Here is a 22,006-nt window from a genome sequence, read left to right on the forward strand (position 1 = left end):
AAAATTAATTGAAAAACCTGATTGAAAACCTATGTGTCATCATTTAGTTGGATTGAGCATTATTAATGCTAGCGAGTTATATTGGAATAAAGTGTACTTTTGCCACTATTTTCAAGCTTAAGCGTCTGACCATTTTAATTTCGCCATGGTAAACTTGAGCATAATTTATCGTATAGAAGGAAGAGTAATGCATTTTGTTATCGTGGGTTGTGGTGCTGTGGGTGGTTATTTTGGTGGCCGTTTAGCGCAGCATGGTGAAAATGTTACCTTTGTTGCCCGTGGCCAGCAATTTCAACGCATGCAAACCTCGGGCTTAACCATTAAAAGTATTGAAGGCGATGTGCAGCTTGATCAGGTTAATGTGGTTAATGCACAAAGCCTAACGGCAGAAACTTTGCCAACGCCTGCCGATGTTATTTTTCTCTGTGTAAAGTCGTTTCAGTTACCGGCGGCAATTGCCCAAATAAAAGCCCTGATTTTACCTCACACGCGGGTAATACCCTTATTAAACGGTGTTAATGCTGTTGATGTTATGCAAAAGCACGGTATTGCTTTAGAAAATATTTTTGGTGGTTTAGCAAAAATTATTGCTGAGAAAACAGCTGATGGCGTGATAAATCATACCGGTTCAAAGCCTCATATCACCTTAGGCGCTTTTAGTGATGAAGTGTTAGTGGACTCAAGAGTTGAACAACTTGATGAAGTAAAAGCTGATCAAGTTAAGGCAGAAGAAACAGAGCGGCTTAGTGCGATAGCGAAATGTTTTAAATTAGCGGGCATTAGCGTCGGGGTAACCAGTGATATTAAGCTGGCATTATGGCGAAAATTTATACTTGTTGCTGCTTGGGGGGCATTGGCTTCGGCAAGAAAACTGAACTTGGGCGAAATTCGTGCACAAAGCCATATTACATTTTTATTAGAACGTATTGTTAATGAATATGCCGATATTGCGCGCAAAGCAGGGGTAAAGCTTGGCGATAAGCATATAAAGGAGACTTTAAGTTTTTTATCACGCTTACCTGATAGTAGCGAAACATCAATGCAACGAGATTTGGCCGCTGGACAGCATTCAGAGTTTGATGTGTTAATGGCTTATCCTATGACCTTAGTGACCGAATTTAATCTCTCAGTCCCAGTGTTAACTCAGTGTTATCAAAAAATAATGCCAAATTCTCCATAGCGAAATGAGATGGCTAGCGATGAGTTCTCTAGCTGCATTAAAGTTAAAAAATTATAATAAATAACAAATTCACCCGTGCTAGCACTACAGAGAAGGTTAAATTTGTGCTATTGTATCGGCGAATTTTTATCGTATCAATTAAGTGAAGATTAAATAATGTCTGAAAATAAACTTGAATCAATCGAACAACGCGTAAGTTATGGTGTAGGTCGTCAACTAGGTGACCAACTACGTAACAATCCTTTTAAAGATTTTGACGTATCTGCTGTGCAAGCTGGTTTAGCTGATGCAATTGCTAATACTGCAAGCCAAGTATCTGACGAAGCACTTAATGAAGCATTTGGTGTTGTATCACAAAAGATGCAAGAGCTAGAGCAAGCAGAAGCTAAAGAAAAGTCAGCTGAAGGCGAAGCTTTCTTAGCAGAAAATGCAAAACGTGAAGAAGTCACAACAACTGAATCAGGTTTGCAATACGAAGTAATAGCAACAGGTGAAGGCGAAAAGCCAACAGCTGCTAGCACAGTTCGTGTGCATTACCACGGTACATTTAGCAATGGCGATATCTTTGATAGCTCTGTTGATCGTGGCCAACCTGCTGAATTTCCAGTTAACGGCGTTATTGCTGGTTGGACTGAAGCATTACAATTAATGACTGAAGGTACAAAATGGCGTTTATATGTGCCTTACGGTTTAGCTTACGGTGAGCGTGGCTCTCAAGGTGCAATTCCTCCGTATGCTACCTTGGTATTCGACGTTGAGTTATTAGCGATTATTAGCTAAGTAAACTATTTTTTAAAAGCCCTCAAATGAGGGCTTTTTTATAAGTATAATTTATATAAAGTAAATCCAGTTTGAGTTATATATCACTGATGCATAAATCAGCTATCGAACAATTTTTCCAGCGCTACCTAACGGCGTTTCATCAGCAAAACATGTCAGATATGCAACAATGCTATCAGTTGCCTTGTACTTTGCATACGCCCGATAAAGTGGTATTAATTGCTAGTGATAAAGTATTTGAACAAGAATTTTTAGATATATTTACCGTACTAAGTCATGCAGAGATAAAGCGTTTTGTCGCCTTAAAAGCCAGTTTTAGTCAGTTGAGTGAAACCCTGATACTAGCTTGTGTTGATTGGCAGTTTATTGGCCCTCAAGCCGAAGTTTTTACCGATTTTTCAGCATTTTATCATCTAGCTTTGAGCGAAGGGCAATGGCGAATTTTTAATGTAGTGTCACAAGACCTGAGCCAATCAATTGATTTAAAGCACGCTTTTAATATTTTTTATAATAAAGTATAGAACACCCCTTATAACATTACCGAGTAGGAAGACGTTGTCATGAAAGTGAAAGTAGCCATTTTAGGCTGTAGTGGGCGCATGGGCCGAAATTTAATACAAGCGGCAATTGAGCACAAATCAGTTGAACTTGTAGGTGGTAGTGTTCGTGCGGGTTCATCATTTGAAAATTTTGATTTAGGTGAAATCGCTGGTATCGGTGCGATTGGTCAAAAAACCACGACAGACTATAAAGCATTGTTGGCTGCCGATGTGTTAATTGATTTTACCTCGATTGAAGCTACGCTTGAGCATCTTGACTGGTGTCAGCAGCACAACAAAGCCTTGGTCATTGGCACTACAGGTTTTTCTGATCAGCAAGTAGAAACGATCAAAATGGCAGGTAATAACATAGCCGTTATTTTGGCCCCTAATACCAGTGTTGGTGTAAATTTATTATTCAAGTTGCTTGAAGTTACGGCCAAAGCGATTGGCAACCATACTGATATCGAAATTTTTGAAGCACATCATAGATTTAAGAAAGATGCACCATCAGGCACAGCGGTGAAAATGGGCCAAGTTATTGCTGATACCTTAGGCCGAGACCTCAATAAAGTAGCCGTGTATGGCCGAGAAGGTATTACCGCAGAGCGCAGCCGAGAAACTATTGGCTTTGCTACTGTCAGGGCGGGTGATATTGTCGGTGAACATACCGCTTATTTTGCTGATATTGGTGAGCGCATTGAGTTGACTCACAAAGCAAGTTCAAGAATGACTTTTGCTTTAGGCGCAATGCGGGCGGCGTTTTGGTTAAGCGAAGCCCATGCCGGATTTTATGATATGCAAGATGTTTTGGGTTTTAAAGATAACTAAAATCCTACAGTAATTTAGCTAAATATTAGTGGGTTAATTTGTGCTATTTGCGAGTTAACTTTATAGAAAAGTGTTGTTTTTGGGGTCTTTACATCAATAACGTCAAAAACAGAGAGTTTTTACAATTATTACTAGACGAAAGACGCTTACAAGCGTATTATAAGTGGATTTTGTCAAAAATTTACTGTTCATGACGAACTGGTTAATATTTTTGACATTTTTTGTGCGTATCGCTTTTTATCGTTAATGGTTAAATTCTTAGTTATTTTACCATTAATTTTCTTTCTTCTTAACGGAGGTTACATTGACTAAATCTGCCATTTTAGTGCTTGAAGACGGCACTGTATTTAAGGGCACCGCTATCGGTGCAGAAGGGGCTGCTGTAGGTGAAGTAGTATTCAATACTTCAATGACAGGCTACCAAGAAATTTTGACAGATCCCTCTTATGCAGAGCAAATTGTTACCCTTACCTATCCACATATAGGTAACACAGGTACCAATAGCGAAGATGAAGAGTCTGACACTATTTGGGCAAAAGGTTTAGTAATTCGTGACTTACCACTGTTAGCAAGTAATTTTCGCAGTGAACAAAGTTTAGGTGACTACCTAAAAGCGAAAAATATTTTAGGTATTGCCGATATCGACACCCGTAAACTAACGCGCATTCTACGTGAGAAAGGCGCACAAAACGGTTGCATAATCGCGGGTGACTTAGTTGACGCCAGTGCAGAAGAAGCCAAGGCGCTAGCACAAGCACAAAGCTTTCCTGGCCTTAAAGGTATGGACTTAGCCAAAGTTGTTTCTACTACAACAGCTTACCAATGGCATGAAGGGAGTTGGGAACTAGGCAAGGGCCATAGTTCTTTCCAAGATAAGCCTGAAAAACTGCCATTTCATGTCGTTGCTTACGATTTCGGTGCTAAACGTAATATTTTACGTATGTTAGTAGACCGCGGCTGTAAAATAACGGTAGTACCGGCGCAAACTTCTGCTGAAGAAGTATTAGCCATGAAGCCCGATGGTATTTTCTTATCAAATGGCCCTGGTGACCCAGAGCCGTGTGACTATGCTATTACAGCAATCAAAAAATTCTTAACCACAGATATTCCAGTGTTTGGTATTTGTTTAGGCCATCAATTACTGGCGTTAGCCAGCGGTGCTAAAACGGTTAAAATGAAATTTGGCCATCATGGTGGAAATCACCCGGTTAAAGACTTTGCGCGAAATATTGTCATGATCACAGCGCAAAATCATGGTTTTGCTGTTGATGAAAATAGCTTGCCTGAAAACTTGAAAGTAACCCATACCTCATTATTTGATGGTTCAATTCAAGGTATTCATCGTACAGATAAAGCTGCATTTAGTTTTCAAGGTCATCCTGAAGCTAGCCCTGGCCCTGCAGATGCCGCACCATTGTTCGATCATTTTATCGATTTAATCGTTGCTGCTAAAAAAGCGTAGACCCTAGACAAGAGAAGAGAGAATATAAAATGCCAAAACGTACTGACCTAAAAAGTATCTTGATCTTGGGCGCGGGTCCAATTGTAATTGGTCAAGCATGTGAATTTGATTATTCAGGTGCACAAGCCTGTAAAGCACTTCGCGAAGAAGGCTACCGAGTTATTTTAGTTAACTCAAACCCTGCAACCATTATGACTGACCCAGAAATGGCCGATGCCACTTACATCGAACCTATTCATTGGGAAGTTGTTCGCAAAATTATTGAAAAAGAACGTCCTTGTGCGGTTTTACCGACAATGGGTGGTCAAACGGCGTTGAACTGTGCTTTAGAGCTTGAAGCCAAAGGCGTATTGAAAGAATTTAACGTTGAAATGATTGGCGCAACAGCTGATGCGATTGATAAAGCAGAAGATCGCTCTCGTTTTGACAAAGCAATGAAAGCAATTGGCTTAGACACGCCAAATGCTGAAATTGTACATACGATTGAAGAAGCACACGCCGCCAGTAAAATTTTAGGTTTCCCTTGTATCATTCGTCCTTCATTTACCATGGGTGGCACGGGTGGTGGTATTGCATACAATATCGAAGAATTTACTGAAATATGTACGCGTGGCTTAGATCTTTCTCCAACCTCAGAATTATTGATTGATGAATCTTTAATTGGTTGGAAAGAATATGAAATGGAAGTGGTTCGCGACAAAAATGATAACTGTATCATTATTTGTTCGATTGAAAACTTTGACCCTATGGGTATTCACACCGGTGATTCTATTACGGTTGCTCCTGCGCAAACGCTAACCGATAAAGAATACCAAATTATGCGTAATGCCTCGATTGCGGTATTACGTGAAATTGGTGTTGAAACCGGTGGTTCAAACGTACAATTTGGTATTTGTCCTGATACTGGCCGCATGGTTATTATTGAGATGAACCCTCGTGTTTCTCGTTCATCAGCACTTGCTTCAAAAGCAACGGGTTTCCCCATTGCCAAGATTGCTGCCAAATTAGCCGTAGGTTATACACTTGACGAGTTAACTAACGATATTACTGGCGGCGCAACACCAGCGTCATTTGAGCCGACTATCGATTATGTTGTGACTAAGATCCCACGTTTTAACTTTGAAAAATTTGCGGGTTGTGAAGACAGATTAACCACTCAAATGAAATCAGTTGGCGAAGTTATGTCAATTGGTCGTAATCAACAAGAATCACTTCAAAAAGCATTACGTGGCTTAGAAGTGGGCGTAAATGGTTTTGACTCTATGGTTGATGTAACTCAACCGGGTGCTAAAACTAAAATCATGCATGAGCTTCAAGAAGCGGGCGCTGACCGTATTTGGTATATTGCTGACGCGTTTCGTTTAGGCTTAACGGTTGACGACATTTACCGCTTAACCATGATTGACCGTTGGTTCCTCATTCAAATTGAAGATATTGTTTTAGAAGAAGCAAAAGTCGCTGAAGGCGGTTTAAAAGTATTAACAGCCGATTATTTACGTAAATTAAAACGTAAAGGTTTTGCTGATTCTCGTCTTGCTGATTTAATTGGTATTGCTGAAGCTGAAGTGCGTAAGAAACGTCATAAAGCGAATATTTTTCCAGTATACAAACGTGTTGATACTTGTGCGGCTGAATTTAGTTCAGACACCGCTTATATGTATTCAACTTATGATGAAGAATGTGAAGCAAATCCGACAGATAAAGAATCAATCATGATCTTAGGTGGCGGTCCAAACCGTATTGGCCAAGGTATTGAATTTGATTACTGTTGTGTACATGCGGCATTAGCATTACGTGAAGACGGTTATGAAACCATTATGGTGAATTGTAACCCTGAAACGGTTTCAACGGATTACGATACATCAGACCGTTTATATTTTGAATCTATCACTTTTGAAGATGTTTTAGAGATTGTACGTATTGAAAAACCTAAAGGTGTCATCGTGCAATATGGTGGTCAAACACCACTTAAATTAGCCCGTGCTTTAGAAGCGGCTGGCGTACCCATTATTGGTACATCTCCTGATGCCATCGATAGAGCAGAAGATAGAGAGCGTTTTCAACAAGCTGTAGACCGTTTAGGTTTGTTACAACCTGAAAATGCTACGGTAACTTCACTAGAAGAAGCCATGGCTAAAGCTGAATCAATTGGCTTCCCATTAGTTGTTCGTCCATCTTATGTATTAGGTGGTCGTGCAATGGAAATTGTTTATGACCTAGATGATTTACGTCGATACATGACAGAAGCTGTTAGCGTTTCAAATGACTCGCCAGTATTGCTTGATCACTTCCTTGATGATGCGATTGAAGTTGATATTGACCTAGTTTGTGATGGTACCGATGTAGTTATTGGCGGCATTATGCAACATATTGAGCAAGCAGGTGTTCACTCAGGTGATTCTGCATGTTCATTACCGGCATATAGTTTAAGTCAAGAAGTACAAGATGTTATGCGTCAGCAAGTTACTGACTTAGCTTTTGAACTTGGTGTTATTGGTTTAATGAATACACAAATGGCTGTAAAGGATAACGAAGTTTACATCATTGAAGTGAATCCTCGTGCTGCTCGTACCATTCCATTCGTTTCAAAAGCGACAGCAGTGCCTTTAGCGAAAGTTGGTGCGCGTGTTATGGCTGGCACAACATTGAAAGAACAAGGGATCATTAAAGAAATTATTCCTCCATACTTTTCTGTGAAAGAAGTTGTTATTCCGTTTAACAAGTTTCATGGCAGTGATCCTTTAGTAGGACCTGAAATGCGCTCTACGGGCGAAGTAATGGGTGTAGGTAATACGTTTGAAGAAGCGTACGCAAAAGCTTGTTTAGGTGCTGGTGTTTCAGTACCTAAATCGGGCCGAGCGTTAATTTCTGTTCGTAACAGTGATAAAGTACGTGTAGTTGAATTAGCAAAACAGTTGGTTGCTTTAGGATACGACGTAGATGCTACTCATGGCACTGCAGTGATATTAGGTGAAGCTAATATTCCATGTCGCCTGGTGAATAAAGTGCAAGAAGGTCGACCGCATATTCTCGATAGAATCAAAAATGGTGAATATAACTATATTATTAACACCACAGAAGGTCGTAAAGCGATTGAAGATTCTAAAGTTTTGCGTGGTGGTGCTTTACGTTACAAAGTCGCATATACTACAACCTTGAACGCTGCATTTGCCGTCTGCCAATCGCATGCTGCAGATGATCGCAATACCGTAACTTCAATACAAGAGTTACATAAACGCTGCAAATAAACGGCTAAATAATGAATTTGCTCATGGTGTGAAAACATGAATACAGAGCAAATTCATTTTAAACTTTATTTAAGCGAATTATTTTCTAAAGGTGGTTAACCTACTCATAGTAGTTAGGGTAAGCCGCCTTTCTTGCTAGAAAAAGAAGAGTGAAATGACAAAATACCCAATGACACTTCTTGGTGCTGAACAGTTAAAAGAAGAATTAAGAATTTTAAAAACAGAAAGACGCCCACGTATAGTCAAAGATATTGCTACTGCTCGTGAGCATGGTGACTTAAAAGAAAATGCTGAGTACCATGCGGCGAAAGAAGAACAAGGTTTCTGTGAAGGCCGAATTCAAGATATTGAAGGCAGGTTATGTAACGCACAAGTTATTGACGTAACAAAAATCCCTAATACCGGCAAAGTTATTTTTGGCACAACAGTGAAACTGCTTAATCTTGATACTGACGTTGAAGTAACTTACAAAATAGTGGGTGACGATGAAGCGGACTTTAAAACCGGACGTATCTCATTAAACTCGCCAATTGCTCGCGGTTTAATTGGTAAAGTAGTTGATAGTGAAATTGAAATTACTACCCCTGGTGGCGTGGTTGAATATGAAATTATTTCGGTAGATCACCTTTAGCATCTATGGTCATTTAACCTTATTTGACATGAGTTACCTATGTTAAATGAAAGCTATGTTAAATAGTGAAATGGTTAAATTTATTAAATAATAAATATGTTAACTGAAAAGCAAACCCACTTAATAGTAGATAAGTGGGTTTAAGGTGATTAAAACCAGTGACATTAATTTATAATATGTTACTGGTTTTTTTGTGCTAGACAAACATTGTTATGATCGCAACTAATCGCTTTAACATTAGTATAGCCAATGCGTTGCAGCTGCTCAGCAGCCAATGTGGCGCGACCACCAGAAGCGCAATGGAGATAAATTTCCATATCCCCATCAGTGCAATATTGAGCAATGTTCATCTCTAATACACCACGTGGAATGTTTATTGAATTTGTTACTGGCGAGGCAGCCGTCTCAGCAGGCTCTCTAACATCAATAAATGTGGCATTTTTGTGCGTAAATGCTTGTGCGGCGCTAACACAATCAACAGAGTTTTTAGCTTGTGCAACTAACTCAGGTACCGATAAAATCATTCTAAACCTTACATAAATTTATGTGATAGCTATAGTCTATGCTAAGCATAAAACTTTGTATATTAGTTTTTTCTAATGTTTGCTTTTTCTAATGTTTAGTTTGGTGCTTTGTTTCACTAGCAGTAAGCTAGTCATTTATCGATGAGTTTGGTTTTAACAAAATATAAAGTCCAAGACATAAAAAAAGAGCCGAAGCCCTTTTTTACATTACCAAAGCATTTAAATTAATTACATTTTTGGTATACGAATTTTCTTTTCTTCTGTTTGGCGAAAGATAACTAAGGTTTTACCGATCACTTGTACTTGAGTTGAATTAGTTTCACGACCAATAGCTTCAATAATAAGTGCTTTGGTTTCACGATCTTCTGTAGGGATTTTAATCTTAATTAATTCATGGTGGTTTAACGCGTAGTCAATTTCTGCAACTACTGCTTCGGTAAGGCCGTTATTACCTAGTAATACAACGGGTTTAAGGCTATGTGCCAGACCTTTTAAATACTGGATTTGTTTTTTATTTAAGTTCATTAACAATTATCATTACAAGTTAGCTTGAATTTTTGCTATTTTAACTCCATCTAGTGTGTATTACTAATTTTGTTTACGAAGTGTCAGCTTTTTACCGTATTTTTATGGTTTTTTTTTGGTTAATATAGTCATGTCGTTATTTTATTGGCAAATAAGACAAATCGGTATCTTGAAATGCAAGCAAGCTTTAAACAACAAAAATATATAAGTGGATTGAATGAGTAAGAATAAAGTCAGTGTCAGTAGTGCCCGATGGCTAAAAGAGCACTTTGATGATGAATATGTAAAAAAAGCACAAAGATTGGGCCTACGCTCACGTGCTATTTTTAAAATTGAAGAGATAAATAATAAAGATAAATTGATCAAGCCTGGCATGAAGGTGGTTGATTTAGGTGCGGCTCCTGGCGGTTGGTCTGAATACGCCACGAAAGTGGTTGGTGATAACGGGCAAGTTGTTGCATGTGATATTTTAGCAATGGCCCCTATTGCCGGTGTTGATTTCCTGCAAGGTGACTTTCGCGAAGAAGCGGTACTCAATGCTTTATTAACTCGCATTAATGGTAAGAATATCGACGTTGTTATGTCTGATATGGCAGCAAATTTTACTGGTAATGATACTGCAGACGCGGCCCGTAGCATGTATTTAGTGGAACTAGCACTTGATATGTGTAATCAAGTTTTAAAGAAAGACGGCGCTTTTGTAGTGAAAGTGTTTCAAGGAGAGGGCTTTGAGCAATTTATGAAAGATGCTCGAGTCGCATTTAAAACCGTGAGAACTCGCAAGCCTGAATCATCACGTGCTCGTTCACGTGAAGTTTATCTTGTGGCGACTGGCTTTAAATTGTAGTAAATTATAGTATATTGGGTGGAATTATTTCATCGCACCATTTTGAACATTAGCAAGAGGTCATTAAGTTGAGCGATATGGCAAAAAATCTTATTTTATGGTTAGTTATTGCAGTTGTATTGATGTCTGTCTTCCAAAGTTTTACCCCTGGAAGCGGCAAAGAACAACAAGTGGATTACACACAATTTATCCAAGACGTACGTCAAGGTCAAATTAGAGAGGTCGACGTTGATAAAAACGGCGTCATTAATGGTATTAAACGTAGCGGCGAAAATTTCGTTACCGTTATTCCTGGTGGCTATGATCGTGATTTAATCAACGATTTAGTGAAGCAAGGTGTTAATGCATCAGGTGAGTTACCGGAAGAAACTAGTTTCTTAACCACTATTTTTGTTTCTTGGTTCCCCATGATATTGCTTATTGGTGTATGGATTTTCTTCATGCGTCAGATGCAAGGTGGTGGTGGTAAAGGCGCGATGAGTTTCGGTAAATCGAAAGCGCGTTTATTAGGTGAAGACCAAGTTAAAACTACTTTTGCCGATGTTGCGGGTTGTGACGAAGCAAAAGAAGAAGTTGCTGAATTAGTAGATTATCTCAAAGAGCCTTCACGCTTTCAAAAATTAGGTGGTCGCATTCCATCAGGTGTTTTACTGGTTGGACAGCCAGGTACGGGTAAAACCTTGCTAGCTAAGGCTATTGCGGGTGAAGCGAAAGTACCTTTCTTTACTATCTCTGGTTCAGACTTTGTTGAAATGTTTGTTGGTGTTGGTGCTTCTCGTGTTCGTGATATGTTTGAACAAGCGAAGAAAGCTGCGCCTTGTATTATCTTTATCGATGAAATTGATGCTGTAGGTCGCCAACGTGGTGCTGGTATGGGTGGCGGTAATGATGAGCGTGAACAAACACTAAACCAAATGCTAGTTGAAATGGATGGTTTTGAAGGTAATGAAGGCGTTATTGTTATTGCCGCCACTAACCGTCCTGATGTATTAGATCCAGCATTATTACGCCCTGGTCGTTTTGACCGTCAGGTGACTGTTGGTTTACCTGATATTCGTGGTCGTGAACAAATTCTTAAAGTGCATATGCGCAAAGTACCTTTAGGTGATGATGTTAAAGCATCAGTTATTGCTCGTGGTACCCCTGGCTTTTCAGGTGCTGATTTAGCTAACTTAGTTAACGAAGCCGCTTTATTTGCTGCACGTTCAGCACGCCGCGTTGTTGGTATGGCTGAGTTTGAAAAAGCAAAAGATAAAATCATGATGGGCTCTGAGCGCCGTTCTATGGTGATGAGTGAGTCAGAGAAAGAAATGACCGCATATCATGAAGCAGGACACGCCATTGTGGGTCGTTTAGTGCCAGATCATGATCCAGTGTATAAAGTCAGTATTATGCCGCGTGGTCGTGCCCTAGGTGTTACTATGTACTTACCGGAACAAGACCGTTTTAGTCACAGTAAGCAGCATTTAGAAAGTAATATCTCATCTTTATATGGTGGTCGTATTGCAGAAGAACTTATTTACGGTTTTGACAACGTATCAACGGGTGCTTCAAATGACATTGAACGTGCAACACAACTTGCACGTAAAATGGTCACGCAGTGGGGCTTTTCTCAAAAAATGGGTCCTATGCTATTTGCTGAAGAAGAAGGTGAAGTGTTTTTAGGTAGATCATCGTCTAAGTCGTTAAATATGTCTGATGAAACTGCCCGTGCTATTGATGACGAAATTAAAGACTTCATTAATCGTAACTATGAACGTGCGTCAACTATCTTAAAAGAAAATGAAGATATTTTACATGCGATGAAAGATGCCTTAATGGAATATGAAACTATTGATGCATTGCAAGTTGACGATCTAATGAATCGCACTAAAGTTCGTCCACCAGCTGATTTTGGTGCCAATGACTCTGATGGTAAATCAGATAATAATGCCGATTCTAGCAAACCATCAGAAAAAAAAGATGAAGATAAAGAACCATCAGCTGAGCCTACTAACGCCGATGATGCTTCAGATGCTCCTGCTAAATAATTAGCAAGATAGCATTAAGAGCCCCAATGGTTTAAATCATTCGATTTATTAACTATTGGGGCTTTATATTATGTAAAGTTTGATTATTTATTTCCATTGCTATTAATTAACAAAAATCAACAGAGAGAATGCGGTGTTAAATCGTCTTAATTTTTCAAATTCATTAGTAGATTTATCAACACCACAGGTAATGGGTATTCTTAATGTTACGCCTGATTCCTTTTCAGATGGTGGCAAATATACGCAATTCGATTATGCGCTTGAGCAAGCTGAGCAGATGATTGCTGATGGCGCTACCATTATTGATATTGGCGGCGAGTCAACACGGCCTGGCGCTAAAGCGGTTAGCGAACACGATGAATTAGCACGGGTTATTCCGGTATTAAAGGCAATTAAACAACGATTTAATATTGTAGTCTCTATTGATACCAGTAAAGCCTCAGTGATGAGTGCTGCGATAGACGCGGGCGCTGATATGATCAATGACGTGCGTGCATTGCAAAACGATGGCTGTTTAGCCGCTATTGCCAACAGTAATATTCCGGTTTGTTTAATGCATATGCAAGGCATACCTAAAAACATGCAAAATAGCCCAAGCTATGACGATGTTATTAATGATATTATAGTGTTTTTTCAACAACGTATTGACACTTGCATAAGCGCGGGCATCGCCCGAGAGCGGCTCATATTAGACCCAGGTTTTGGCTTTGGGAAAACCCTAGAGCAAAACTTTTATTTGCTGGCCAATTTGTCTAAATTTAATCAATTAGGTTTACCTTTACTTGCCGGCTTGTCGCGTAAGTCTATGATTGGAAATTTGTTAAACCGAGAGGTTGAACAACGTCTTGCGGGCAGTTTAGCTACTGCAATTATTGCAGCCCAGCAAGGAGCCCATATTATTCGCGTTCACGATGTTCAAGAAACGGTGGACGCATTAAAAGTATTAAAAGCGGTAACTGATCAGCAATAAACGGTTACGTTAAACAGTGATGTATTAAAAAGGCTAATGCTAAAGCGATTAGCACAAGGGAGAAAGTAATGTCAGAAAGAAGATATTTTGGTACCGATGGAATTCGTGGCTTAGTCGGTCAATACCCAATTACCCCAAAATTTGTGATGAAATTAGGTTATGCCGCCGGTCGTGTTTTGGCTGCACAAGGCACTAAAAAGGTCTTAATTGGCAAAGATACTCGTATTTCAGGCTACATGCTGGAATCTGCATTAGAAGCGGGCCTTTCTGCCGCAGGTATTGATGTAGGTCTATTAGGGCCAATGCCAACACCCGCTATTGCTTATTTAACAAAAACTTTTCGTGCTGAAGCCGGTATTGTGATTAGTGCTTCGCATAATCCATATTACGATAATGGTATTAAGTTTTTTTGTCAAAACGGACAAAAGCTACCTGATGATGTTGAATTAGCCATTGAAGCTGAATTAGACAAAGACATGGGCTGTGTTGAATCAGCGCATTTAGGCAAAGTTACGCGTATTGCTGATGCGGCAGGTCGCTATATCGAATTCTGTAAGAGTAACTTTCCAAGTCACTACTCATTAAAAGGCATGAAGATTGTAGTCGATTGCGCGCATGGCGCAACATACCATATTGCCCCTAGTGTTTTTCGCGAGTTAGGCGCCGAAGTGATTGAAATAGGTACCTCACCTAATGGCACCAATATTAATCATGAATGTGGAGCCACATCGATGGCAGCCATCAGTGCTGCGGTTATTGAGCACCAAGCTGACTTAGGTATTGCACTCGATGGTGATGGTGACCGCTTAATGATGGTTGATCACACAGGTTATGTGATGGATGGTGATGAAAGTGTTTATGTTATCGCTTGTAACGACTTAAAAAATGGCAAAATTGACGGTGGTGTTGTTGGTACTTTGATGAGCAATATGGGCTTAGAGCTTGCCCTTGCTGATTTGGATGTGCCATTTGCCCGCAGTAAGGTGGGTGACCGCTATGTCATGGAAATGCTAAAGCAAAAGGGCTGGAAATTAGGCGCAGAAAACTCAGGACATGTCATTAACTTAAATCATACCTCAACAGGTGATGGTATTATTGCTGCATTGAATGTATTAACGGCTGTGTGTAATACCGGTAAAACATTATTTGAATTACGCCAAGGCATGAAAAAATTACCACAAATTTTAGTCAATGTAAGGTTTTCAGGTAACAGCGATCCTTTAATTGATCGTGATGTTGTTGCCGCGGTGAATAAAGTTAATGAAATATTAACGGGTCGCGGTCGTGTGCTATTAAGAAAATCAGGTACTGAACCCTTAATTCGTGTGATGGTTGAAGGCCCTGAACATCATGAAGTTACTGGCTTAGCACATGAAATTGCCGAGGCTGTAAAACAAGCTTTTTAGTCAAGAATGTTAGTTGATTTTAACGGTCGAGTGAATAATGAGCAATTAAACATGATATTGCTTGAATTACTTGTATCTTGCCGGCAGGTTAGTTAATATCTCGCCGCTTTGATTTAGGAATGAAAAATGAATAGACGTGCAATAGTTGCAGCAAACTGGAAAATGAATGGCAGTTTGGCATTAGTCAACTCAATGGCTTCAGAGTTAAGTAAGGTTACGTTAAATAAAAATGTTGAAGTTGTCGTTTGTCCTAGCTTTCCATATTTAGCGGCATTTAGTTTGGCAAGTTCGAAGGCGAACTTAGCAAGCACGTTTAGTTTAGGTGCGCAAAACCTAAGTGAACATGCTAAAGGCGCTTTTACAGGTGAAGTATCAACATCAATGTTACAAGAAGTTGGTGTTAACTACGTTATTGTTGGACATTCTGAACGTCGTAGTATTTATAAAGAATCAAGTTCATTGGTTGCAGAAAAAGTTCAGGCGGCATTAGCTGCTGGCCTTAAACCTATTTTGTGTGTAGGTGAAAGTGAAGAAGAACGTGTAGCTGAACAAACCGAACTCGTTTTAGCCGCGCAATTACAGCCGGTTATTGATGAAATTGGTATTGAGAAATTTGTAGATGTTGTTATTGCGTACGAGCCTGTTTGGGCAATAGGTACTGGAAAAACAGCATCGCCAGAAATGGCACAAACAACCCATCAGTTTATACGCGAATTTATCGCAAAAATTGATGAAAACGTCGCAGTTAAAGTGCCATTGTTGTATGGTGGCAGTGTCAATGCGACAAACTGTGAAGAATTATTTGCACAAGCTGATATCGATGGTGGATTAATCGGCGGTGCTAGTTTAAAAGCCGAGGAATTTAAAATAATTTGCTCGGCAGCAAAGGGAAAATAAAATGTTGTATCAAGTGTTAATTGTAGTGTATTTGATCGTTGCGTTGTGTTTAATTGGCTTAGTGCTGATGCAACAAGGTAAGGGCGCAGATATGGGCGCATCATTTGGCGCTGGTTCATCAGCCACTATTTTTGGTTCAAGCGGTTCTGGTAACTTCTTAACAAAAGCGACAACTTACTTAGCGATAGCATTTTTTGCCATCAGCTTAGTTTTAGGTAACTTAACCGCTAACCGTGTTAATGCAACTGACGAGTGGAATAATATTGAAACTCCTGCTGGGCAAATAGCTCCAGCGACAGATGCTATACCTACTGAAAGCGTTGAGCCTAAAGCTGAAAACGCTGACGTACCTGGTAGTGACGCTGCTGTAAAAAAAACTAGCGACGTACCAAACTAGTTTTAAAATATTTGCAGATTTGGCGGAATTGGTAGACGCGCCACACTGAGGGGTTGTAGCCTCAAAAAGTTAACTTGTTAATTAACCTCATTATTAGCAAGCTAGCAAGTTAACTTAGTAAAACAGATAGTATAGTTTAGTATTGCGCGGTTGTGGCGGAATTGGTAGACGCGCCAGCTTGAGGGGCTGGTGATTTAGGTCGTGGGGGTTCAAGTCCCCCCAACCGCACCACTAAACTTATACAAATAGATATTTAAAGGCTGATTCGTAATGAATCGGCCTTTTTTCGTTTGGTTGCTAATTGGTATTTATTTGGTTACTAATTATTCCTGGCGGGTTAGCAATCTCGGCAGATACTTCCCTGACATAGATCTTATATTTGTCTTTATCTTAGATAAAATTTATATTTTTAATCTGATATGCCACTTAATTAGTCGGCTTTCAAATAACCATCAAACCATCAAACCATCAAACCATCAAACCATCAAATCAATGCACTTAAACTAAATGATGCATATTGTCATCAATGTTCGGGAAAGTGTCTAATAATCGCTGTTTAGAGTGTTCTGATGGGAAAGAACTACCTTAGCTATTGGTATTATTACGAATACTAACTTTGTGCGTAGTGCTGACATTACAGCTAAAAATCTTGCCATATATTTTCTAATGAATTAACTACTAGCGTAAACGATGTAATGCCCTTTTATATGGAAGCCAGTATGATTTTTTGAGGTGTGTTACTAAGACGTATTAATAACACACCACTTATTATAATAAACACTAAATAAAGCCACTTAACCATATGAACTTAATGTATTTTATTTGTCTTTGTTCAGATTGTATTACTGAGAGGTCTTAGTAACACGCCCTAATATATATGTGATTTAGCATTACTAGTTTCTAATGCATTGAAAGTATGCGATATTAATGTTAATTTAATGTTATTTGTGGTGCGTGTGTTACTAAGGTGCGTGTGTTACTAAGGCGTATACATAATAAGCTGTTAGCTTTTCGACGGAGATCGGATTGACCTATCGTACTATTGCAATAAAATCTCTTGAAAGAGCAAAGTTAGAGCTCAATAATACTGATGAACATCGTATAAAGTATGCGGCGTTAGAATTGAGAATGACTCTGGAATCAATTATTTTTGATCGAGCTAAGTTATATAAAGAAGAATTGTCGGAGCTGGAATTCAATCAGTGGCAACCTAAGAACTTACTTCAAACACTTCTTGATATTGACCCGATTGCTGATAAATCGGAAGGTTTCAGAATGGGAGAACAAGAAACCATTGGTAAACCCGCAAAGCTCATAACTGATTTAGGGGTAGACCGTCGCTTAACACTTAAAGAAGTTAAAAATTACTACAATAAGCTAGGTAATTTCCTACATACAAATACACTTGAGCAGATTCAAGCTAATAAATATGCTCCTCCTGCTAAAATGAAATTAAGGTGTACCGAATTAATTTCTATTTTAGACGAGGTATTAAACTCTCCAATCTATAATACTAGAATGAAACACACGACAAGAACTCAATGTGTTAAATGCGATAAAAAAATTGTTAGGGCTATTCCTGATGATTTCTTTAATTTAGAAGTGAAATGCCCAAATTGTGATGCTGAATACTTAATTACAAATGGGAACAATGGCTTTGTTACATGGACACCTCAACGTAAAGATGTTCCATGTGCAAGTAATGAATGTTCTACTATTTCCAAGTTCTTTAACGTAGAACTTGTTACAGGAACTGAATGGCATTGTAGTGGTTGCGGTAAAAGAAATAGACTTTCGCTAGGGGTTATATTGGCGGAAAATCAAAGCTAACAAGCCATTCAAGCTGGACTTTTAACAGTTGGTTAGGTTCCGCTCCAATTAAAAGCCTCTTAATGGGGCTACATGGACTCCCCTTTGTCAAGCAATAGCATTCTCTGACAACAAGAAGATCTGACAGCAGCTCTACATTCGGCGTTTATTAGCTTTGTTACGCTATCGCCCTGATGATTTGCGCTTGAGCAATGCCTCATTCGTTAAACAGTGTTGTGAACACTTCCCGATTAAACAGGCTTTCTTGCTCTCGGTCTGACCGTGTTATCGTCAATTGCTAATGCACAGACTCGGTGGGGTTAACCGTTTAATTAACCACTTTCTTACATAAAACTATTTCACATAATCTACCTGATACTCTTTATTTGAGTGTAATAACGCCCAAATTAATCGCGCATTTTTCGCTGCTAATGCAACGGTTGCTCGTTTAAAACCTCGTCGTTCAACAAGGTCTTTTACCCACAAGCTGGTGCGGTCAGTTTTGTTTTTACAGTTCGCAATAACGGCTCTTGCGCCATGAATAAGCGAGGTACGAATATGCTTTTCACCTCGTTTGCTAATTCTGCCTAAATGGACTTTGCCGCCGGTACTGTATTGTCTGGGCACTAAGCCTATCCACGCCGCAAATGAGCGACTGGTTTCGAAATGCTTGGCGTCATTGACGGTAGCAACAACTGCTGTAGCGGTTATTTCACCTATACCTGGAATACTCATTAAACGTTTTGCGTCTTTCATTTGATTCGCTAATGCATATAACTTTCTATCGTATTTCAGGATTTCTTCGTTTAAGCCTTTAATGCTTTGCCATAAATCATCGAGTAATTCACGGGCGAGAAACGGTAAGTTATTGTCACCATCTTCTAAGATATCAGCAATGGCACGTTGTGCAGGGTAGCGTCCTTTAGGCATGATGATGCCAAACTCAGCTAACAGGCCTCGCAAACGATTAATCCGCGCAGTTCTGTCTTTAATTGCGCTCTGGCGAATTCGGTGCAAACATAATACGGCTTGTTGCTCTTCACTTTTGATACTGACAAAACGTGTTTTAGGTCGCGTGGCTGCTTCACAAATAGCTTCAGCATCGTTAGCATCATTCTTTTCGTTTTGTCGATACGGGATAACAAATTTAGACGCCATAATGCGCACATCATGACCCAGTTTGGTAAATTCCCGTGCCCAGTAATGTGCGCCTGAGCATGCTTCCATGCCAATAATACAAGGTGGCAGTTTAGTTATTTCTGCTAACAGCTTGTTTCGTTTGATAGTTTTACGTAATTTACACTTGTCATGTTCATCAATACCGTGAATACTAAAAACAAGTTTGGCTAAATCGATACCAACAGCTTTAATTAAAGTCATATGGACTCTCCTTTAATTGAATGTTTTAACACCTTTCAATATGGCACATAGATGCCGTTTGGTAAGGGGAGTCCATATCATTCGTTGAGGCTGTAGAATAACTAATTCAGCTAAAATCACTGAATTTTTGTGTTCCTGTATCGCGCTGTAGACGATTTACTCGATATAGGTAATGCATTTGGTACCCCGAGTTTAGGGGGAATTCATAATAAACGAGTTATTCTACAAGCTCGTTAGCTACCCAGTAATGAACATGGACGTATTATGAAAGTTTTATTTCTCTTATTTATTATTTTCTTTTCTACATACAGCAATGCTGTAGTTAAGAGACATGATGTTCCTCCTGAAAAATATGTCCTTAAAAAAGTGCCTGAATATCTAATTGATATGCCTCACGAAGGCCATGGTGTATTAATAAATTCACAATGGGTAGTGACAGTAGCGCACACTATTTTTTATGATTATGTTGGTAAAGATCTAATAGTTGGTTCAAAAGCTTATGAAATTGAAAGCGTTCATATACATCCTGATTATGCGGAACCTAATAAAAGTTTACTTAAAGGCGATTTAGCACCTTTAATGAGCTTTTTTAAATCTAGAAGTGATATTGCGCTAATCAAACTATCATCAAAGGTTAGTGGTGTTAATCCTATCAATATATACAATGGCAAAAGTGAAAAAGGTAAAACAATAACTGTTTATGGTAAGGGAGCTACTGGAAGCGGGTTAACTGGTGAAAATGTTAATACAAAATCACTCCGTGTAATAAACCATTTTCAAAATGTTGTAGAAAATGCAGAAGGTAATTGGTTAGCATTTAAATTCGATGAACCGGCAAATGCCTTACCACTTGAAGGTATGCACGGCTCAGGAGATAGCGGAGGAGCTTCTGTCGCATTTGTAGAAGGAGTTCCTTTCCTAGTAGGTTTATCAAGTTGGCAATTGGGACATGGCGATATATCTACTTTTAAAGGTGGTCTGTATGGGACTACTGCTTATCAAGTAAGAGTGTCAAATTATCACAACTGGATATTGAGTGTATTGGGTAGCTAAGAATTTAAAGCGGGACTGCTAACAGTTTGCTCGGTTTCGCTTCGCTACACATCTTAGCAAACAATTATCAGCCCCTTAAATGGGCGTTGGTAGTTAACAGGACACCCATGGTAACGAGCAGCCCAAAAAAATAGTTTTGTGATTTATTACGATGAGTGTCTTTGTCATTTGTATTTGTAATTTTACAGCTTGGATAGCGCGCGATATATGGTTGGCAAGCAAAACAAACAGGTCAGTTAGTTTGGATTCACCTATCAACAGTTCTAATCTTGGATTTCAGCGGCATTTCTGCTACCGGTAAAATGGCCACCGGTTGGGCTGCGATCAACTTTCGATAGTGGACAGCGGCTGGTCCAGATTACGCCATTGTTCAATGCCGCCTACTATTATTAATGAGCTGGTGACCGCAGTATTCTCATTCATGCTCATCCATGCCCAGGAAGAAGGTCAGTGCCGGCGCCGTTAATATTGAGCCACCCATCCCCAACAAACCCAAACTTAAACCTATGATCACGGCGCTTAACAGCAACATTACTAACATTAAGTTGTAGATACCTTGATTTATATCATACATTACGAATATATGATATAAAGGGTAGTTTAATCAAGGAGTTAATTATGGCGGTTCAGGTTAATGTTTTTTTTCACCAGGACACCGGCACATTAAGTTACCTGGTAGTCGACAGTCAGGCGCAACATGCGGTAATCATCGACAGCGTGTTGGATTTTGATATCGGCTCAGGGGAGGTTAAAGCAGAGTTTGCCAATCGGCAGTTGGCATATATTGCTGATAACAACCTTAAACTAGTGTGGATCCTGGATACTCATGCCCACGCAGATCATCTCAGTGCGGCCAATTACTTACGCACGAAAACTGGGGCCAAGACCGTAATAGGCCAAGGGATCACCGAGGTTCGATCACGCTTTTCCAAGACCTTTAATCGAGCCACTAGTGGGCCTGGCGAACAGCCTGATTTTGATTGCTTGTTAGCAGAGGGGCAACAACTGACGTTTGGTTCGGCTGCTTTGTCTGGCATCAGTACCCCAGGTCATACTAGTGATAGCCTCAGTTATCTGATTGAAGACAATGTATTTGTTGGCGATACCCTGTTTATGCCAGATGCAGGTACAGCCCGTTGTGATTTTCCTGGCGGTGATGCAGATATTTTATGGGATAGCATTGCTCGCCTGCATGAGTTGCCGGATGATTATAAGATTTGGGTATGTCACGACTATCAGCCGGATGGGCGTGAACTGCGCTATCAAACTACGGTAAAAGAAAGTCGTGAATCCAACATATATGTGGGTAGTCACAGGCAAAAAACCGAGTATGTCGCATTACGTAAAAAGCGTGACGCAACACTCGGCGCGCCCAAACTGTTGTATCCGTCTTTACAAGTTAATTTGTGGGGCGCATCTTTGCCTGAATGTGAAAGTAATGGTGTTCGATATATCAAGATCCCCTTAACCGATAGAGTAACAAGCTAAAAAGGAAAT

At 39.6% G+C, this 22,006-nt stretch carries 20 protein-coding genes and 1 tRNA gene; 17 read left to right on the forward strand and 4 right to left on the reverse strand.

All coding sequences use genetic code 11. The annotated features are described in order from the left end of the window. Positions 1 to 187 precede the first annotated feature (187 nt). The 7 genes from H4J61_RS01585 (at position 188) to greA (ending at position 8,671) form a co-directional block, all read left to right on the forward strand. Complete coding sequence (locus H4J61_RS01585) at positions 188 to 1,180, forward strand: ketopantoate reductase family protein (RefSeq protein ID WP_182135261.1); 993 nt, start codon at positions 188 to 190, stop codon at positions 1,178 to 1,180. A gap of 156 nt (positions 1,181 to 1,336) precedes the next feature. Continuing rightward, entirely contained in the window at positions 1,337 to 1,960 is a 624-nt protein-coding gene (locus tag H4J61_RS01590; protein WP_182135263.1) for an FKBP-type peptidyl-prolyl cis-trans isomerase, read from the forward strand. A gap of 71 nt (positions 1,961 to 2,031) precedes the next feature. Next, on the forward strand, positions 2,032 to 2,481 hold the full coding sequence (locus tag H4J61_RS01595) for a hypothetical protein (protein WP_182183075.1): 450 nt from the start codon (positions 2,032 to 2,034) through the stop codon (positions 2,479 to 2,481). Positions 2,482 to 2,520: 39 nt separating this feature from the next. Continuing rightward, positions 2,521 to 3,330 (forward strand): 4-hydroxy-tetrahydrodipicolinate reductase, encoded by an 810-nt coding sequence (gene dapB / locus H4J61_RS01600; protein ID WP_182135267.1) that lies wholly within the window; start codon positions 2,521 to 2,523, stop codon positions 3,328 to 3,330. Between the two features lie 304 nt (positions 3,331 to 3,634). Beyond that, positions 3,635 to 4,792, forward strand: coding sequence for a glutamine-hydrolyzing carbamoyl-phosphate synthase small subunit (gene carA / locus H4J61_RS01605; RefSeq protein WP_182135269.1), 1,158 nt, complete (start codon positions 3,635 to 3,637; stop codon positions 4,790 to 4,792). Positions 4,793 to 4,821: 29 nt separating this feature from the next. Next, positions 4,822 to 8,040 (forward strand): carbamoyl-phosphate synthase large subunit, encoded by a 3,219-nt coding sequence (gene carB / locus H4J61_RS01610; protein WP_182135271.1) that lies wholly within the window; start codon positions 4,822 to 4,824, stop codon positions 8,038 to 8,040. 154 nt (positions 8,041 to 8,194) lie between these two features. Continuing rightward, complete coding sequence (gene greA, locus H4J61_RS01615) at positions 8,195 to 8,671, forward strand: transcription elongation factor GreA (RefSeq protein ID WP_146878345.1); 477 nt, start codon at positions 8,195 to 8,197, stop codon at positions 8,669 to 8,671. Positions 8,672 to 8,850: 179 nt separating this feature from the next. Here greA and H4J61_RS01620 read toward each other — a convergent pair whose 3' ends face one another. Next, positions 8,851 to 9,195, reverse strand: a complete 345-nt coding sequence (locus H4J61_RS01620) for a rhodanese-like domain-containing protein (RefSeq protein ID WP_182183078.1) — start codon at positions 9,193 to 9,195, stop codon at positions 8,851 to 8,853. Positions 9,196 to 9,423: 228 nt separating this feature from the next. Further along, entirely contained in the window at positions 9,424 to 9,720 is a 297-nt protein-coding gene (gene yhbY / locus H4J61_RS01625; protein ID WP_182135275.1) for a ribosome assembly RNA-binding protein YhbY, read from the reverse strand. A gap of 217 nt (positions 9,721 to 9,937) precedes the next feature. On the opposite strand from yhbY, the gene rlmE reads away from it, so the two are divergent. The 8 genes from rlmE (at position 9,938) to H4J61_RS01665 (ending at position 18,097) form a co-directional block, all read left to right on the forward strand. Next, positions 9,938 to 10,567, forward strand: coding sequence for a 23S rRNA (uridine(2552)-2'-O)-methyltransferase RlmE (rlmE, locus tag H4J61_RS01630; RefSeq protein WP_182135277.1), 630 nt, complete (start codon positions 9,938 to 9,940; stop codon positions 10,565 to 10,567). 68 nt (positions 10,568 to 10,635) lie between these two features. Next, a complete protein-coding gene (gene ftsH, locus H4J61_RS01635; protein WP_182183080.1) occupies positions 10,636 to 12,597 on the forward strand; it encodes an ATP-dependent zinc metalloprotease FtsH in 1,962 nt (653 codons plus the stop codon). A gap of 190 nt (positions 12,598 to 12,787) precedes the next feature. Then, on the forward strand, positions 12,788 to 13,567 hold the full coding sequence (gene folP / locus H4J61_RS01640; protein WP_182183283.1) for a dihydropteroate synthase: 780 nt from the start codon (positions 12,788 to 12,790) through the stop codon (positions 13,565 to 13,567). A gap of 68 nt (positions 13,568 to 13,635) precedes the next feature. Beyond that, positions 13,636 to 14,973 carry a phosphoglucosamine mutase gene (gene glmM, locus H4J61_RS01645; RefSeq protein WP_182135281.1) on the forward strand — a complete coding sequence of 446 codons (1,338 nt, stop codon included), beginning with the start codon at positions 13,636 to 13,638 and terminating at the stop codon, positions 14,971 to 14,973. 126 nt (positions 14,974 to 15,099) lie between these two features. Continuing rightward, complete coding sequence (tpiA, locus tag H4J61_RS01650; protein ID WP_182135283.1) at positions 15,100 to 15,870, forward strand: triose-phosphate isomerase; 771 nt, start codon at positions 15,100 to 15,102, stop codon at positions 15,868 to 15,870. 1 nt (position 15,871) lies between these two features. Further along, entirely contained in the window at positions 15,872 to 16,267 is a 396-nt protein-coding gene (secG, locus tag H4J61_RS01655; RefSeq protein WP_259363052.1) for a preprotein translocase subunit SecG, read from the forward strand. 146 nt (positions 16,268 to 16,413) lie between these two features. Then, positions 16,414 to 16,498: transfer RNA gene (locus H4J61_RS01660), tRNA-Leu, on the forward strand. Positions 16,499 to 17,293: 795 nt separating this feature from the next. Next, complete coding sequence (locus H4J61_RS01665; RefSeq protein WP_182183083.1) at positions 17,294 to 18,097, forward strand: hypothetical protein; 804 nt, start codon at positions 17,294 to 17,296, stop codon at positions 18,095 to 18,097. 333 nt (positions 18,098 to 18,430) lie between these two features. On the opposite strand, the gene H4J61_RS01670 is transcribed toward H4J61_RS01665, so the two are convergent. Next, the gene (locus tag H4J61_RS01670; RefSeq protein ID WP_182183086.1) at positions 18,431 to 19,456 is read right to left on the reverse strand and encodes an IS110 family transposase; all 1,026 of its coding nucleotides are present in this window, start codon (positions 19,454 to 19,456) and stop codon (positions 18,431 to 18,433) included. 264 nt (positions 19,457 to 19,720) lie between these two features. Between H4J61_RS01670 and H4J61_RS01675 the strand changes: the two genes are divergently transcribed. Then, a complete protein-coding gene (locus H4J61_RS01675) occupies positions 19,721 to 20,509 on the forward strand; it encodes a trypsin-like serine protease (RefSeq protein ID WP_182183088.1) in 789 nt (262 codons plus the stop codon). Between the two features lie 415 nt (positions 20,510 to 20,924). Here the strand turns inward: H4J61_RS01675 and H4J61_RS01680 are convergent, their stop codons facing one another. Continuing rightward, positions 20,925 to 21,050, reverse strand: coding sequence for a hypothetical protein (locus tag H4J61_RS01680; protein WP_259363053.1), 126 nt, complete (start codon positions 21,048 to 21,050; stop codon positions 20,925 to 20,927). Between the two features lie 77 nt (positions 21,051 to 21,127). Between H4J61_RS01680 and H4J61_RS01685 the strand changes: the two genes are divergently transcribed. After that, positions 21,128 to 21,997 (forward strand): MBL fold metallo-hydrolase, encoded by an 870-nt coding sequence (locus H4J61_RS01685; RefSeq protein ID WP_182183091.1) that lies wholly within the window; start codon positions 21,128 to 21,130, stop codon positions 21,995 to 21,997. Positions 21,998 to 22,006 lie beyond the last annotated feature (9 nt).

It is taken from the genome of Colwellia sp. MB3u-4 (assembly GCF_014077065.1).
Classification (GTDB): domain Bacteria; phylum Pseudomonadota; class Gammaproteobacteria; order Enterobacterales; family Alteromonadaceae; genus Cognaticolwellia.